Below are 15,070 nucleotides of genomic sequence, written 5' to 3' on the forward strand. Positions count from 1 at the left end.
CGCCCCAGCGGCGCGCCGCGAGCCGAGCGCACATGCATCCCCAACAGGTACAGGATCTCGCCGCATACAACCGTTGGATGAACCAGCGGCTGTACGCGGTGTGCAGTGAGCTGACCGACGCCGAGCGGCGGCAGGATCGCGGTGCGTTCTTCAAATCCATCCACGGCACGCTCAATCACCTGTTGCTGGCCGACCGGATCTGGCTCGGGCGTTTTGTCGACACGCCGTTTCCGGCAGATCGCCTGGATCGCGAGCTGTACGCCGATTTCGCGGACCTGCGGCGCGAGCGCGAAATTACCGACCGCGACCTGGTCGACTGGGCGGCCACGCTGACCGAGGCGAAGCTGGCCGGCGTGCTCCGCTACACCGGCGTGTCCAGTCCGCTGCCACGTCGCTACGAGATGTGGCTGGCGGTGACCCACCTGTTCAACCACCAGACCCACCACCGCGGTCAGTTGACGGTGCTGCTGAACCAGTGCGGCAAGGACTACGGCGTCACCGACCTTGTGCAGTTGCCGGCGGTGGTGCAGCGCAATGCCGTCGACGTGTGAGCAAGCGGTGGTTCGATCAGTGCAGAGGTCAACCGTGCGCGTGACGGCGGAGTCTCCCGGGCAAGCCGAGGTGCTGGCGCTGATCGAGGCGCTCGACGCCTATCAGCAACCCCTGTACCCACCCGAGAGTCACCACGGGATCGACGTCGCCGCGCTGTCCCGGCCCGGCGTCATCTTCGCGGTGGCGCGCGACGATGCAGCGATTGCGGTCGGCTGCGGCGCGCTGGTCATCGAAGCCGGTTTCGACGAGATCAAGCGCATGTACGTGCAACCGCAGTATCGCGGACAGGGCGTCGCCCAGCAGATCCTGGACTTTCTCGAAGCGCAGGCGCGGGCGCGGGACTGTCTGGAGCTGCGGCTGGAAACTGGCGTGCTGCAAGCGGCCGCGCTGGCGTTCTATCGCCGCGCAGGATTTGCCGACTGCCCGCCATTCGGCGCGTACCGGCCGGATCCGAACAGTGTGTTCATGCGCAAAGCGCTGGTCCGACCGGGATAACCTCCTGCTTCCAGGAGCGGCAATCACGACAAGGCGGGTCGATCCACCCGCGACTTGGCCGATAGAATGTCGTCTACGTTCGGGACGGCTCGGGCACTCGCTTTTCAGCGTCGGGGAGCAGGAATTCTGCCGCGTGGCAGAAGGTCATCCGAGAGTGCGGGCCTACGTCAAAAACCACAGCCTCGGCCTCGACGTGCCCTATCGCTACGGCTCAGAGATGCGCATCTACCGGCCCGACTTCATCGTGCTGGTGGACGATGGCCACGGCGAGGCCGATCCGCTGCACCTGATCGTCGAGATCAAGGGCTACCGGCGCGAGGACGCCAAGGACAAGAAGTCCACGATGGAGAACGACTGGGTGCCCGGCGTGAACAACCTCCAGCATTACGGGCGTTGGGCTTTTGCCGAGTTCACCGACATCTACCAGATGGACGCCGACTTCAAGGCCAAGGTCGCCTCGGAGTTCGAGCGCATGCTGGCTGCCGCGTGCGCGCCCTGACCCGTCCGGCTCTATACATGACGGGCACGATATGAATAGAAAAGTGCCATTATCTATACATGACAAGCATCCGTAATTAAGGGAGGTTGCCTTCAATGAGCCATCCTCCCCCTATGCCACCACTGGAGCATCTCGACCCTGCCCGGTTCGAGACGCCTGCAATCCTCAAGAAGCTCGTCGCCGCTCACCGGCAACTGGCAGAACTCAAGGGTGTGGCGGCATCCGTGCCCAATCAGAGCATCCTCATTCGTACCTTGGGCTTGCAGGAAGCCAAAGACAGCTCCGAAATCGAGAGCATCGTCACCACCCACGACGAGCTGTTCCGCGAAGCGGTCGCGCTGGACACCGCCACCGCCAGCCCCGCCGCGAAGGAGGTGGCTCGTTACAGTCACGCCCTGCAAGTCGGATTCGCCTCTGTGCGCAACTCCGGCCTGCTCACCGGCAATCACATTCTGGAGATTCAGGCTGCGCTGGAAAAAAGCCGCCCGGGCTACCGCAAGGTGCCGGGTACCGTACTCCGGGACGGCGCCGGTCGCGTCATCTACGCCCCGCCATTGCCGGAATTGCTGCCGGGGCTGATGTCCGACCTCGAACGCTTCATCAACGATGCCAGTGGCTACCCCACCGACCCGCTGGTCAAGATGGCGCTCATCCACCATCAATTCGAAAGCATTCATCCGTTCTACGACGGCAATGGCCGCACGGGCCGCATCATCAACGTGCTGTATCTGGTCAAGGAAGGCTTGCTCGACATCCCGGTTCTTTACCTGAGCCGGGCCATCGTTCGGTCCAAATCGGACTACTACTTGCTGCTGCAGAGCGTGCGGGAATCCGACCGTTGGGAAGACTGGGTGCTCTACCTGCTCGGCGCCGTCGAGCGCACCGCAGCAGAAGGTATTGCCACCATTCAGGCCATCAAAGCCCTGCTGATGGAATACAAGCACCGCATCCGCGCCGCCCACAAGTTCTACAGCCAGGATCTGATCACCAACCTCTTCTCGCACCCCTACACCAAGATCGACTTTCTGATGCGCGACCTCAAGGTGTCCCGCATCACCGCCACGCGCTACCTCGACCTGCTGGTCGCCGACGGGCTGCTACGCAAACGCAAATTCTGGCGCAACAACTACTACGTCAACGAACCGTTGTTCCGAATCCTGACCGGCGAAGCGCCCCCCGCAGGCGAGTAGAGCGTGACCGCAGGGTTCGAACGGCTGCGGCTTGTTTTCGTGGCGCCGCGGCGCTTTGGGCAGGACGATTGCCTGGTCTATCGCCGCGAGCGCCGCGACACCTGCAGGTCGTCTACGCCGTCCTGATCTCCGCCGCCTTCTCCAGGCCCAGCTTTTTCACCGCCTGCGCGCGCATCTCCACCTTGCGGATCTTGCCGGTCACCGTCATCGGGTACTCGGTGACGATTTCCAGATAGCGCGGGATCTTGTAATGCGCCAGTTTGTCCTTGCAGAAGCTTTTCAGCGCGTCGAGCGTCAACGGCGGGCGGCCGTCCTTCATGATCACGCTGGCCATCACTTCTTCGCCGAACTTCTCGTCCGGCACGCCGATGATCTGCACGTCGCGGATGTCCGGGTGGGTGTAGAGGAATTCCTCGATCTCGCGCGGATACACGTTCTCGCCGCCGCGGATGATCATGTCCTTGATGCGGCCGACGATGTTGACGTAGCCCTGCTCGTCCATCACGCCCAGATCGCCGGTGCGCATCCAGCCTTCCGCCGTGATCGCGTCTTTCGTGCGCTTTTGGTCGTTCCAGTAGCCGAGCATCACCGAGTAGCCGCGGGTCTGGAACTCTCCGGGCTCGCCATAGCCGCAGGTTTCGCCGGTTTCGGGATTGGCGATGCGGATCTCCACGTGCGGGTGCGCACGCCCGACGCTGCCGACGCGCTTTTCGATGGGGTCGTCGCCACCGGTCTGGGTGGAGATGGGCGAGGTCTCGGTCATGCCGTAGATGATCTGCACCTCAGGCATGTGGAAGTCGGTGACCAGCCGCTTCATCACTTCCACCGGGCAGGGTGAACCGCCGATGGTGCCGGTGCGCAAGGACGACTTGTCGGTCTTGTCGAAGTCCGGATGGGTCAGCATGGCGATGAACATGGTGGGCACGCACATGGCGCCCACGCAGTGCTCGGCGGCGATGGCCTTGAGTGTTGCACCCGGATCGAAGGCCGGCGCCGGCACCACCATCGCGGCACCGTAAGCGGCGCACATCAGGTTGCCGCAGACCATGCCGGCACAGTGATAGAACGGCACCGGGATGCAGAAGCGGTCACCGGGCTTGAGGCCCATGCACTGGCCATCGAAATAGGCGTTGTTGAGGATGTTGCGATGGCTCAGGGTGGCGCCCTTGGGCGCGCCGGTGGTGCCGCTGGTGTACTGGATGTTGATCGCATCATTGGGCTTGAGCGTGGCCATGCGCTCGGCAATCGCAGTCGCCGAAACCGATTCCCCCTGCGCCAGCAACTGTGCCCAGTCGCCAGGCTGATCCGGATCGTCGAGGAAAATCACGTCCTGCAATTCAGGACATTCTGCGCGCGCCACGCCCAGCATCTGCACGTAGTCGCTGGTCTTGAACCGCCGCGCCGCGATGACCCCGCGGCAACCGGACTGCTTGAGTGCGTAAGCCAGTTCGTTGGTGCGATAGGCCGGATTGATGTTGACCTGAATCACGCCGATCTTGGCGGTGGCGAATTGCGCCAGCACCCATTCGAAGACGTTGGGCGCCCACACGCCGAGGCGCTCGCCCTTGGCATATCCGCGCGCGAGCAGGCCGCGCGCGAGGCGGTCGACCTGTGCGTCGAGCTGCCGATAGTTCCAGCGGATGTTCTGGTGCGGCATCACCAGCGCCTCGTGATCCGGATAGCGGGCGACGGTGGCGGCGAAGTTGTCGCCGATGGTCTGTTCGAGCAGCGGAATATCCGTGCGGCCTTGGGCGTGCGCGGGCATCGGTTCTCCTCCTGATTGCCAGTGCGTGAAAGGTAGGGGTGCATTCTGCCGCACCTGCGCGTTGCGGCCACTCCCCGAACGGGGCAGCGCGATTCACGCTTCGCGGCGAAAGGCGATCAGATGCTGCAGTTCGAGGCGGATGCCGATGCGGCTGCCGATGGCGTGATCGTGATGACTCGGCACCAGCGACAACACCTCGCGACCGGAATCCAGCCGCAGCGTGTAGAGAAACTCCGCGCCGCGAAAGGCACGCGCCATGACGGTTGCGGTGACGACACTGGCGTCGTCGTGGACCACGTCGTCCGGCCGAAGCAGCACGTCGACGGCAGTCTCGGCAACGGTTTCCTGCGTTGCCGCCAGGGTGCCCAGCTCGGTGCTCACCGAACCATCGGCATTGCGCTGGCCCGGCAGCAGGCGGCCTTCGCCGATGAAGTCGGCGACAAAGCGGTCGACCGGTCGGTGATAGAGGTTGTAGGCGCTGTCCCATTGATGCAGATGCCCTTGGCGCATGACGCCGACGACATCGGCCATGGCGAAGGCCTCGAGCTGCGAATGGGTGACCAGCAGTGCGGTGGTGCCCTCGTGCAGCAGGATGCGCCGTACCTCCTGCGACAGGTGCTCGCGCATGTCCACGTCCAGCGCGGAGAACGGCTCGTCCAGCAGCACCAGCTGCGGTCGCGGCGCCAGCGCCCGCGCCAGCGCCACGCGCTGCTGCTGGCCGCCGGACAGCTCGTGCGGATAGGCGTGCGCTTTGGCGTTCAGTCCCACCAGGGTCAGCAACTCGGCAATGCGGGTGTCGCGCTCATGGCGGCGCAACCGGTGCAGGCCAAAGCCGATGTTGCCGGTCACCGTCAGGTGCGGCATCAGCGCCAGGTCCTGAAACACCATGCCCATGCGGCGACGCTCCGGTGGCAGCCGCTTGCCCGGTTCGCTCAGGGCGATCGCGTCGGCCAGGATGCGGCCGGCGCTGATGGGTTCGAAGCCGGCGATGGCACGCAGCGCGGTGGTTTTGCCGCAGCCGGAGGGGCCGAGCAGGCAGCCGATGCGACCAGGCGCCAGCCGCAGGCTCAGGTCCTGCAGGACGGTGGTGCCGGCGTAGCCGGCGCTGACGTTGTCAAGCTGCAGGTCCATGGCTCGCAGTCGAGGACAGGCGGGGGCGGTCAGCCTGTCGCATCAGCCAGATCACCGGGATCAGTCCGGCCAGCAGGATCGCCAGCGACGGCAGGGCGGCACGCTGCCACTGGCCCTCGCTGGTCGATTCGAACACGCGCAGGGCCAGGGTGTCCCAGCCGAACGGCCGGGTCATCAGGGTGATCGGCATTTCCTTCATCACATCCACGAACACCAGCGCCGCCGCCACCGCCAGGCTGGGCAGCAACTGCGGCAGATGCACCCGGCGCAACAGGGTCCAGCCGGTCAGGCCGACCTGCCGCGCGGCCTCATCCAGGCTGCCGCGGACGCGCGCCAGCCCGGTCGACACCGGCGCATGCGCCACCGCAGCAAAGCGCACCGCATAGGCCAGCAGCATCAGCGTCAGTCCACCCTGCAACAGGAAGTGGGTGTCCCAGCGCGCGTTGAGGGACGCCATCATTGCAGCCAATGGGGCATACAGGCCCACCGCCAGCAGAGCGCCCGGTAAGGCGTAGCCCAGGGTGGCGACGCGGGTCGCGCTGCGGACCAGCGGACCCGGCGCGCGGCGGGCGGCATAGGCCAGCATCACCGCCGCCGTCGTCACCACCACCGCTGCGATCGATCCCAGTTGCAGCGAACGCAGCGCCGCGGTCGCCAGGCGAACGTCCATGTCGGACAGATTGGCCAGGCTCCAGATCACGAGCTGTACCGTCGGCGCAACGAAGCAGAACATCAGCACCAACGTGCAGCTGGCGCAGGCGATCCATGCCGCTGCGCCGCGCAGTCGCACCGGCGTTGCGGCGGCGTCGGCAACCACCGCGACGCGGCGCGCCTTGAACGCGCAGGCCTGGAGCAGCAGCAGGCCCAGCACCAGGATCAGCAGCACACCAGCCAGTTGCAGGGCGGCATCGATCGAAAACAGCGAAAACCAGGCCTTGTAGATGGCGCTGGTGAAGGTGTCGTAGTTGAACGCGGCCACCGTTCCGAAATCCGCCAGGGTCTCCATCGCCGCCAGCAGGGTGCCGGCCGCGGCCGCCGGCGCCGCCAGCGGCAGGGCCACGCGCCGCACCGCCTGCCCCGGTGTGCAGCCCAGCGAGCGCGCCGCTTCCAGCAAGCGTGCGCCCTGCACCGCCAGGCTGCTGCGCACCACCAGATAGACATAGGGATACAGCACCGCGGTCATCACCACGCTGGTGCCGGCGAGATTGCGCAGCTCGGGCAGCTCGATGCCGCGCTGGCGCAGCCAGGTCGCCACCGGCCCGGCGTAATCCAGGCTGCCGACGAAGACGGTGGCCAGCACATAGGCGGGCATCGCCAGCGGCAACAGCAAGGCCCAGGAGAAAAAGCGTCGTCCGGGGAAATCGAACAGGCCGACCAGCAGCGCCAGCGCAGTGCCGATCAGGCTCACGCCCAGACTCACGCACAGCAGCAGCCACAGCGTGTTCGGCATGACGTAGGGCAGCACGTAGTCAGCCAGGTGAGACCACAGTTGCGCGTCCAGCCGGGTGAAGGCACTCAGCGCCGCGCCCAGCGGCAGCAGCGTGGGCAATGCCAGCAGCAGTGCCAGCAGGGGCCAGGTACTGAAAGGATTCGCCACGGATTTCACGGAATGGCGCGGATGGAAGCTCGATGCGTGCCGGTGATCCGTAGCGTGCTCATGGGCTCTGGCGCTCGATACAGCGCGCCGCGCCGGTCCGTGTTTATCGGCGAGCGCCGTGGCCGGAACTCCGCTGCGGTGTCACCGATAGCCTACGCGATCCATCAGCCGCACCGCGTCGGCCTGGCGCTTGCCGGCTTCGGCGAGGTTGATCGGATCCTGCCGGAACGAACCCCAATTGGCGGTGATGGCGTCGGGCTCCACCGCCGGGTTGGCGGGGAATTCCAGGTTGAGGCCGGCGAACAGGGCCTGGGCCTCGCGCGCACTGAGCCATTCCAGGAATTTCACCGCGGCGTCGCGATGCTTGCTGTGCGCGGTGACGCCCATGCCGGAGACGTTGACGTGCACGCCGCCGAGCTCACCCTTGGCGGGTTTCTGATTGGGCCAGAACAGCTTGAGTGGCAGCGACGGATCCTTGCGCACCATGCGCCCGTAGTAATAGGTGTTGACCACGCCCACGTCGCAACGGCCGGCGACGATGGCGTCCATCACTTCATTGTCGGAGGCGAACGGCGCTGTGGCGAGGTTGGCGACCCAACCGCGCACGATCTGCTCGGCGCGCGGTTCACCCAGCTCGGCGATCATCATCGCCACCAACGACTGGTTGTAGACCTTCTTGGAGGTGCGCAGGCACAGGCGGTCTTTCCAGGCCGGACCGGCCAGCGCCTCGTAGGTGCTCAGGTCGGCCGGTTTGACCCGGCCGCTGTGATGGACCAGCGTGCGTGCGCGGATGGACAGGCCGAACCAGTAGCCGTCGGGGTCGCGCAAGTGCGCCGGGAGATTGGCGCGCAGCACTTCGGATTGCACCGGCTGCAGCAAGCCCAGCTCGTGGGCCTGCCACAGGTTGCCGGCATCCACCGTCAGCAGCAGGTCGGCGGGAGACGACGCCCCCTCGGCGCGCAGCCGCTGCAGCAGCGGACCTTCCTTGTCGGTGATGAAGCGGATCTGGGTGCCGGTCTCGGCGGTGTAGCGCTGAAAGATCGGCTTGATCAGGTCTTCGATGCGGGACGAGTACACCGTCAGTTCGGCCGCGACGGCCGAGCCGGCGGCGCCCAGAAGCAGCAGGGTGGCGAGCAGAGTACGCATGGCGGAGATCAGCGAATGAGAATGGTTCGCAAGTATAACGCCGATTGGATGATCGCTGCTCAGCGTGCCGGACCGGGTGGCGTGGCACTGGGGTCGAGATAGGGCACCGCGATGCCGCTCAGCCCGGCGCGCATGGCGGCCTGCTGTTCGGCGCTCAGGGTCTGGAAGTCGGAGCCGCGGTAGGACCGACGCGAGCAATTGCGGTCGTAGTCCTGCTTGACCGCGTTGATCTGCACCAGGTCGCGCTTGAGCTGCTCGACCTGGGCGTTGAAGCTGATGGTCTGGTCGCGGTGTTCGTCAAGCTGCTGCTTGATCGCCAGACCGGCCGCGAGATCGTCCGGAGACACGTTGTCGCGCAGCGTCTTGAGCTGCGCCGAGCGCTGGTTGATCGCCTGGCGGCGCTGCTCGTAGACCACGCTGGTCTGGGTCAGCCTGGGCGCATCGCTGCGCAGGAGCTGCACCTGCTCGGCACAGCGGACGAGCGCGTCGCGGCTCAGCGGCGGTGTCTCGGCCAGGGTGGCAGCGCTCCATAGCGTCATGCTGGAGACCAGCATCGGGGTTATCGTCAGCCTGTTCACGCTTGTCTGCTCCGTCCGTTCATCGCACATTGCCGGGGAATTGTTGGCCGCCATTGTCGGTCCTTTTGCCGCATGCGGAAAATCGTCCACTCACCTCGTTCGCGTCTTGCCTCGCTGCAGGATGGAATGCGCCTGGGCGTTGCGGCGTTACTGGGCTTGGCGGCGGCAATGCCGGTCCTTGCCATGCGGGAGTCGCAGGTGGAGCTAAGCCTGAGCGGCGGCGAGGCGGTGTCGGCACGGGTGCAGACGCCGCGGCAGGCCGGATCGCCGTTGCCCGCGGTAATGCTGTTTGGTGGCTTTGAGCGCGGGGACACGGTACTCGACCTGATCCAGGGCGGCCGGCCCAAGGTCATGGCCACCTTCCAGTATCCCCTCGATATTCCCGACGATGCCCGTGGATGGGCGCTGTGGCGCGCGCTGCCGGCCGCGCGCCGGGCCATTCACCACACCCTGGACGGCATGGGGGCGCTGCACCGACACCTGCAGGCCATGCCCGAAGTCGATCCCGAGCGCATCACGGTGGTCGGCGTCAGTCTCGGCGCGCCGTTTGCGGTGATCGCCGCCGCCGAGCACGACATCCCGGGGCTCGCGGTGATTCACGGCTTCGGCAAGGTCGACGAGGTCATCGCCCACCAGTTCGGGCGTCGTTGGGCGCGTCATCGCGGCGACTGGGTGTGGGCCCCGGCCGGCCTGCTGGGGCGGCTGCTGAACTGGTACGCGCGCATTCCCAGCGTGGAGGCACACGCCGCGCGCCTGCGCGCCGACCAGCATGCCTGGATGCTGGCGGCCGAGGACGACCGACGGCTGCCCGCCGACGCCACCCGCGCGCTGCGCGAGGGGTTCGAGCAATCGCAGGCACGCTTCGACTTCGCCACCGAAACCGGCGGGCATCTGCGCGGCGGCGACGATCCGCGCATCCCGGGACTGCTGCGGCAGGTGGAAGCCTGGATGGTGGCCCAGGACCTGCACTGAGCGGACCGCGCGAGCCCGTCCGGGTTGATCGGGCCGGCCCGTCGGGACAGAGGTCGGCGTCAGACGGAATCAGTGATCGCAGCGGGCGCTCGGCGGTTGCGCGCGGCACCGGTGCGGGCTGCGGCTGCGGTTCGGTTCAGTGCGCCTTCAGTGGACGGACTCTAAAACGCCAGCCATACCGGTGGCTCTTGCGCCCCGGTCTTCCTTGACCACGCCCGACTTCCGAGGCCCGATGGCCACTTCCAGCGCTTCCTGCACGGTTCGCAACGATGGCTTGGACGCACTGCGCGGACTGCTGCTGGTGCTGATGACGGTCACCCACATGCCCACCGCGTTCAGCGCCTGGATGGGGCAACCGTTCGGGTACGTGTCCGCCGCCGAGGGTTTTGTGATGCTGTCGGCGTTCCTGGCCGGCCAGGTGTATCTGCGCCGCGGCCTCGGTCAGGGCGTGCCGGCCATGCGCCGTGCGCTATGGTCGCGGGCAGCCAAGGTCTACCGCCATCACCTGGCGCTGCTGGCGTTCGGCGCTTCCGTCATCCTGGCCATCGGGGTGGCGCAGCAGCAGGGTGCCATCACCTCGATGTTCACGTTCTACATGAAAGAGCCGCTGGTCGCGGCGAGCGCCGCGCTGCTGCTGATCTACCAGCCCGCGCTGTTCGACATCCTGCCGATGTACGTGATGTTTCTGCTGCTCACGCCGTTCGTGCTGCAGCACGCCATGCGGCGCGGCTGGACGCTGCCGTTGGCGGCCAGCTTGCTGATCTGGGTGGCGTCGTGGCTGGGCCTGCGGGTGTCGTTTCATCAGGGCCTGATGGCGCTGACCGGCTGGAACCTGCCGCTCCATGCCACCGGCGCCTTCAATCCGTTTGCCTGGCAGTTGCTATGGATGATTGGTCTGTGGCTGGGCACTGCCCAGCTGCAGAACGCGCAGCGACTGCAGGCGCCACCGCGGGTGATTGCGCTACTGGCGGCACTGGCGCTGAGCTTTGTGGCCTGGAGGCACTTCGGTGGTTACGCGCCGTTCGGTTCCGGCGACGCCGCAGCCGACCTCAATCGCCTCGTGGCCAAGTGGAACCTGGGTCCGATGCGCCTGCTCAACCTGTTTACCCTGACCGTGCTGATCGCCGCGGCCGGGCCCTGGCTGATTCGCCACCTGCCCTTGCAGCCGCTGGTGCGGCTGGGACGTGCGTCGCTGCCGGTGTTCAGCGCACACCTGGTGTGCTGTCTTGCCGCGATGGCGGTTTTCGGCTCCGCCGCGCGCAAGGACGGCAGCCTGGGTCTGGACCTGGCATTGGTGCTCGGTAGCCTGACGGTGCTGTATCTGACCGCCGCGGCCAACGCCTGGCACCGCTCGCGGCCGGTGACGGTGACCGCGCCAGCGGCGACACCCGCACCGATTGGCGGCTGATGCCGGCTCAGCGCTTGGCGCTGGCCCTGTCGCTCTTGCCGGATCCGCGATTCGCTGTTTCGCTGGAGTCGGCGTCCTTGAGCATGGACGGCTTTTCTTCGATCAGCAGCACCGGCGAGATCAGCGAATACCACAGCGCGTAGCCGTCCGAATTCAGGTGCAACGCATCGCCGCGGAACAGCTCCCCGCGCGGTTGTCCATCGTCGCCGAGCATGGGCGTGAACACGTCAACGTATTGCATGTTGCGCCGATTCTCCGCGTAGTCCCGGATCAGCGTGTTGCTTTGGCGCACGCGGTCCAGCAGGTCGGCGCGCGCCGGGCTCGGCTTGATGGAAACGAACACCACCTGGGTTTTCGGGAGGCGCTTGTGGATGCGCTCGGACAGCGCTTTGAAGTCGTCGAACACCTGCTGCGGGCTGCGGCCCTCGGCCAGGTCGTTGTCGCCCGCGTACACCACCACCAGGCGCGGATCGTGCGGCAACACCAGCCGGTCGAGGTGGCGGATGCAGTCGGCCAGGGTGGATCCGCCGAAGCCGCGGTTGAGCGCCGAATAATCCTTGAAACGCCGCTCCAGGTCGTCCCACAGGCGCAGCGACGAACTGCCGACGAACACCACGCCGCCACGGCTGGGATGGGCGGCATCGGCGTTGGCAAATGCCGCCACCGCCTCGGCCCAGGGATCGGCCGTCACTACCGGACCGGGCGTGAGCACCGGCCCGGTGATCGCCGCATCGGGGTCGTCGCGAGGGCCGGTCGTGGCCTGTGCCGACAGGCTCATCATCAACACCGCCAGCATCGCGGGCGCGCGCAACAGCTTCATGGCAGGGTGGAAGAAGACCGAAGCAACGCCGACATGGAGTTAGCGGCCATGAGAATCGCCGATAGGTTTCGTGGATGTGTTGCAGTACGAGCGCAGTGTGGGGGCTACGATCGCAGAAGGTGCCCGCACCTTCGATGAACGGCGGTGTCTGGCCGTCCGGCTCAGGCGTTTTACCGGGTGCGCCCGTCGTTCGGGCGGGTGCGTCGCCGAGCGCGTCGCGGTACCATCCACACTTAAACCAAGGGAGTGTCAATGACCGTAGCGCCACATGATCTCGATCCCGTCGAGACCTCCGAATGGATCGATTCGCTCCAGACCGTGCTCGAGCGCGAAGGTCCGGAGCGCGCGCATTATCTGCTGGAAACGCTGATCGAAAAGGCGCGCCTGTCCGGGGCCTTCATCCCGTTTTCGCCCAATACCGCCTACCTCAACACCATCCCGCCGCATCTCGAAGAGCGCTCCCCCGGCAACCACGAGCTGGAGTGGAAGATCCGCTCCTACATTCGCTGGAACGCGCTGGCGCTGATCGTCAATGCCAACAAGGAACACGCCGGCATCGGCGGACATATCGCCAGCTTCGCCTCATCCGCGACGCTCTACGAAGTGGGGCTCAATCATTTCTGGAAAGGCCCTGAGCACCCGCAGGGACAGGACCTGGTCTACATCCAGGGCCACGTCACGCCGGGCATCTACGCGAGGGCTTTCCTGGAGGGGCGCCTGAGCGAGCAGCAGCTCGACCGCTTCCGCATGGAGGCGCTGTCGCCGGGTCTGTCGAGCTATCCGCATCCCTGGTTGATGCCGAACTTCTGGCAGTTCGCCACTGTGAGCATGGGGCTGGGCCCGATCATGGCGATCTACCAGGCGCGGCTGATGAAGTACCTGCACAACCGCGGCATCAAGGACATGACCGGCCGCAAGGTCTGGTGCTTCTGCGGCGACGGCGAGATGGACGAGCCCGAGTCATTGGGCGCGATCGACATCGCCGAGCGCGAGAAGCTCGACAACCTGATTTTCGTGGTCAACTGCAACCTCCAGCGACTGGACGGACCGGTGCGCGGCAACGGCAAGATCATCCAGGAACTGGAAGGCATCTTCCGCGGCTCCGGCTGGAACGTGCTCAAGGTGATCTGGGGCAGCGCCTGGGACGGGCTGCTGGCGCGCGACAAGGACGGGCACCTGTTGCGGGTGATGAACGACACCGTCGACGGCGAATACCAGAACTACAAGGCCAAGGGCGGCGCCTACACCCGCGAGAATTTCTTCGGCAAGCATGCGGAGACCGCCAAGCTGGTGTCGGCGATGAGCGACGACGACATCGCCCAGCTCAATCGCGGCGGCCACGATCCGCACAAGGTCTACGCCGCATACGCCGCGGCGGTGAAGCACAGCGGCCACCCCACCGTGATCCTGGCCAAGACGGTCAAGGGCTACGGCATGGGCGAGGCAGGCGAAGGGCAGAACATCACCCACCAGCAGAAAAAGGTGGGGCTGGAAGCACTGAAGAAATTCCGCAACCGCTTCAAGATTCCGGTGCCCGACGATCAGCTCGAATCGCTGCCCTTCTACCGGCCGGCGGACGATTCGCCGGAAATCCAGTATCTGAAGGAACGCCGCCAGGCGCTGGGCGGGCCGCTACCGATCCGGGTGGTGAAGAACGAACGCCTGGAAGTGCCGGCACTGGCCAGCTTCCAGCGCCTGCTCGATTCCAGCGGCGAGCGCGAGATCAGCACCACCATGGCCTTCGTGCAGTTCCTGCAGCAGTTGCTGCGCGACAAGGTGTGCGGCCCGCGCGTGGTGCCCATCATTCCCGACGAGGGCCGCACCTTCGGCATGGAGGGCATGTTCCGCAGCCTCGGCATCTATTCCGTCGTCGGTCAGAAGTACAAGCCTGAAGATTCCGATCAGCTCGCGTTCTACAAGGAGGACGTCAAGGGCCAGATCCTGGAAGAGGGCATCACCGAGGCGGGCGCCATGTCGAGCTGGATCGCCGCGGCGACCAGTTACGCCAATCACGGCACCGCGCTGATCCCGTTCTACACCTTCTACTCGATGTTCGGCTTCCAGCGGGTGATGGACCTGTGCTGGGCGGCCGGCGACATGCGCGCGCGCGGGTTCCTGATGGGTGCCACCGCTGGCCGCACCACCATCAACGGCGAGGGCCTGCAGCATGAGGACGGCCACAGCCATGTGATGGCCTCGCTGATTCCCAACTGCAAGGCCTATGACCCGGCGTTTGCGTATGAGCTGGCCGTGATCATCCAGCACGGCATGAAGGAGATGGTCGAGGAGCACAAGGACAACTACTACTACCTCACCATCTACAACGAGAACCACACGCACCCGGCGATGCCCGCCGGCTGCGAGAGCGGCATCGTGCGCGGCATGTACCTGTTCAGATCGGAAGAGACGCCGGCCAAGGCGCACGTGCAGTTGCTGGGCTCCGGTTCGATCTTCCGCGAGGTGCTCGCGGCGAGCGAGATCCTCAAGGCCGACTGGGGCGTGACCAGCGACGTGTGGAGCGTGCCTAGCGTGAACGAACTCGCGCGCGACGGCCGCGAGTGCGAGCGCTGGAACCTGCTGCATCCGGACGCACCCCCGAAGAAATCCTACGTGCAGGAGTGCCTGGGCGGCATGACCGGTCCGGTGATCGCCAGTACCGACTACGTGCGCGCGTACACCGAGCAGCTGCGACCCTACGTCGGCGCGCCGTTCCATACCCTGGGTACCGACGGTTTCGGTCGCTCCGACAACCGACCCGCACTGCGCGACTTCTTTGAGGTCGACCGGCGCTGGATCGCGGTCAAGGCCCTGCGCGCGCTGGCCGACCAGAAGCTGGTTCCGGTGGAGCGCGTTTCGCAGGCGATCAAGCTGTACGGTCTGCGACCCGACCGTGCCGCGCCCTGGACCGTGTAACTTA

At 66.0% G+C, this 15,070-nt stretch carries 12 protein-coding genes and 1 pseudogene; 7 read left to right on the forward strand and 6 right to left on the reverse strand.

Translation table 11 applies throughout. The features are described 5' to 3' along the window. Window positions 1-32 precede the first annotated feature (32 nt). The 4 genes and pseudogenes from ACOOHP_RS15665 (at window position 33) to ACOOHP_RS15680 (ending at window position 2,736) form a co-directional block, all read left to right on the forward strand. Window positions 33-551: a DinB family protein gene (locus ACOOHP_RS15665; protein ID WP_420467420.1), complete on the forward strand. Its 519-nt coding sequence runs from the start codon at window positions 33-35 to the stop codon at window positions 549-551. Window positions 552-570: 19 nt separating this feature from the next. Next, entirely contained in the window at window positions 571-1,047 is a 477-nt protein-coding gene (locus tag ACOOHP_RS15670; protein ID WP_420467421.1) for a GNAT family N-acetyltransferase, read from the forward strand. A gap of 115 nt (window positions 1,048-1,162) precedes the next feature. Continuing rightward, window positions 1,163-1,546 (forward strand): annotated as a pseudogene (locus ACOOHP_RS15675) (restriction endonuclease); the annotation flags it as partial. 95 nt (window positions 1,547-1,641) lie between these two features. Then, on the forward strand, window positions 1,642-2,736 hold the full coding sequence (locus tag ACOOHP_RS15680) for a Fic family protein (RefSeq protein WP_420467422.1): 1,095 nt from the start codon (window positions 1,642-1,644) through the stop codon (window positions 2,734-2,736). A 112-nt stretch (window positions 2,737-2,848) separates the two neighbouring features. Here the strand turns inward: ACOOHP_RS15680 and ACOOHP_RS15685 are convergent, their stop codons facing one another. The 5 genes from ACOOHP_RS15685 to ACOOHP_RS15705 form a co-directional block, all read right to left on the reverse strand. Next, complete coding sequence (locus tag ACOOHP_RS15685) at window positions 2,849-4,501, reverse strand: AMP-binding protein (RefSeq protein ID WP_420467423.1); 1,653 nt, start codon at window positions 4,499-4,501, stop codon at window positions 2,849-2,851. 93 nt (window positions 4,502-4,594) lie between these two features. Continuing rightward, a complete protein-coding gene (locus ACOOHP_RS15690; protein ID WP_420467424.1) occupies window positions 4,595-5,632 on the reverse strand; it encodes an ABC transporter ATP-binding protein in 1,038 nt (345 codons plus the stop codon). Next, complete coding sequence (locus ACOOHP_RS15695; protein WP_420467425.1) at window positions 5,616-7,229, reverse strand: ABC transporter permease; 1,614 nt, start codon at window positions 7,227-7,229, stop codon at window positions 5,616-5,618. Before ACOOHP_RS15695 ends, ACOOHP_RS15690 begins: the two co-directional genes overlap by 17 nt. A 141-nt stretch (window positions 7,230-7,370) precedes the next feature. Next, the gene (locus tag ACOOHP_RS15700; protein WP_420467426.1) at window positions 7,371-8,375 is read right to left on the reverse strand and encodes an extracellular solute-binding protein; all 1,005 of its coding nucleotides are present in this window, start codon (window positions 8,373-8,375) and stop codon (window positions 7,371-7,373) included. A gap of 59 nt (window positions 8,376-8,434) precedes the next feature. Then, on the reverse strand, window positions 8,435-8,953 hold the full coding sequence (locus tag ACOOHP_RS15705) for a hypothetical protein (protein WP_420467427.1): 519 nt from the start codon (window positions 8,951-8,953) through the stop codon (window positions 8,435-8,437). 126 nt (window positions 8,954-9,079) lie between these two features. On the opposite strand from ACOOHP_RS15705, the gene ACOOHP_RS15710 reads away from it, so the two are divergent. Together ACOOHP_RS15710 and opgC are read left to right on the forward strand one after the other, a co-directional pair. Then, the gene (locus ACOOHP_RS15710) at window positions 9,080-9,925 is read left to right on the forward strand and encodes a hypothetical protein (RefSeq protein WP_420467428.1); all 846 of its coding nucleotides are present in this window, start codon (window positions 9,080-9,082) and stop codon (window positions 9,923-9,925) included. Window positions 9,926-10,157: 232 nt separating this feature from the next. Further along, window positions 10,158-11,333: an OpgC domain-containing protein gene (gene opgC, locus ACOOHP_RS15715; protein ID WP_420467429.1), complete on the forward strand. Its 1,176-nt coding sequence runs from the start codon at window positions 10,158-10,160 to the stop codon at window positions 11,331-11,333. Window positions 11,334-11,340: 7 nt separating this feature from the next. On the opposite strand, the gene ACOOHP_RS15720 is transcribed toward opgC, so the two are convergent. Next, entirely contained in the window at window positions 11,341-12,153 is an 813-nt protein-coding gene (locus ACOOHP_RS15720) for an SGNH/GDSL hydrolase family protein (protein WP_420467430.1), read from the reverse strand. Between the two features lie 252 nt (window positions 12,154-12,405). Here ACOOHP_RS15720 and aceE point away from each other — a divergent pair, with 252 nt between their 5' ends. Next, window positions 12,406-15,066: a pyruvate dehydrogenase (acetyl-transferring), homodimeric type gene (gene aceE / locus ACOOHP_RS15725; protein ID WP_420467431.1), complete on the forward strand. Its 2,661-nt coding sequence runs from the start codon at window positions 12,406-12,408 to the stop codon at window positions 15,064-15,066. Window positions 15,067-15,070: the final 4 nt, after the last annotated feature.

Source organism: Panacagrimonas sp., from assembly GCF_965216805.1.
In the GTDB taxonomy this organism is placed as follows: Bacteria; Pseudomonadota; Gammaproteobacteria; order Nevskiales; family Nevskiaceae; genus Panacagrimonas.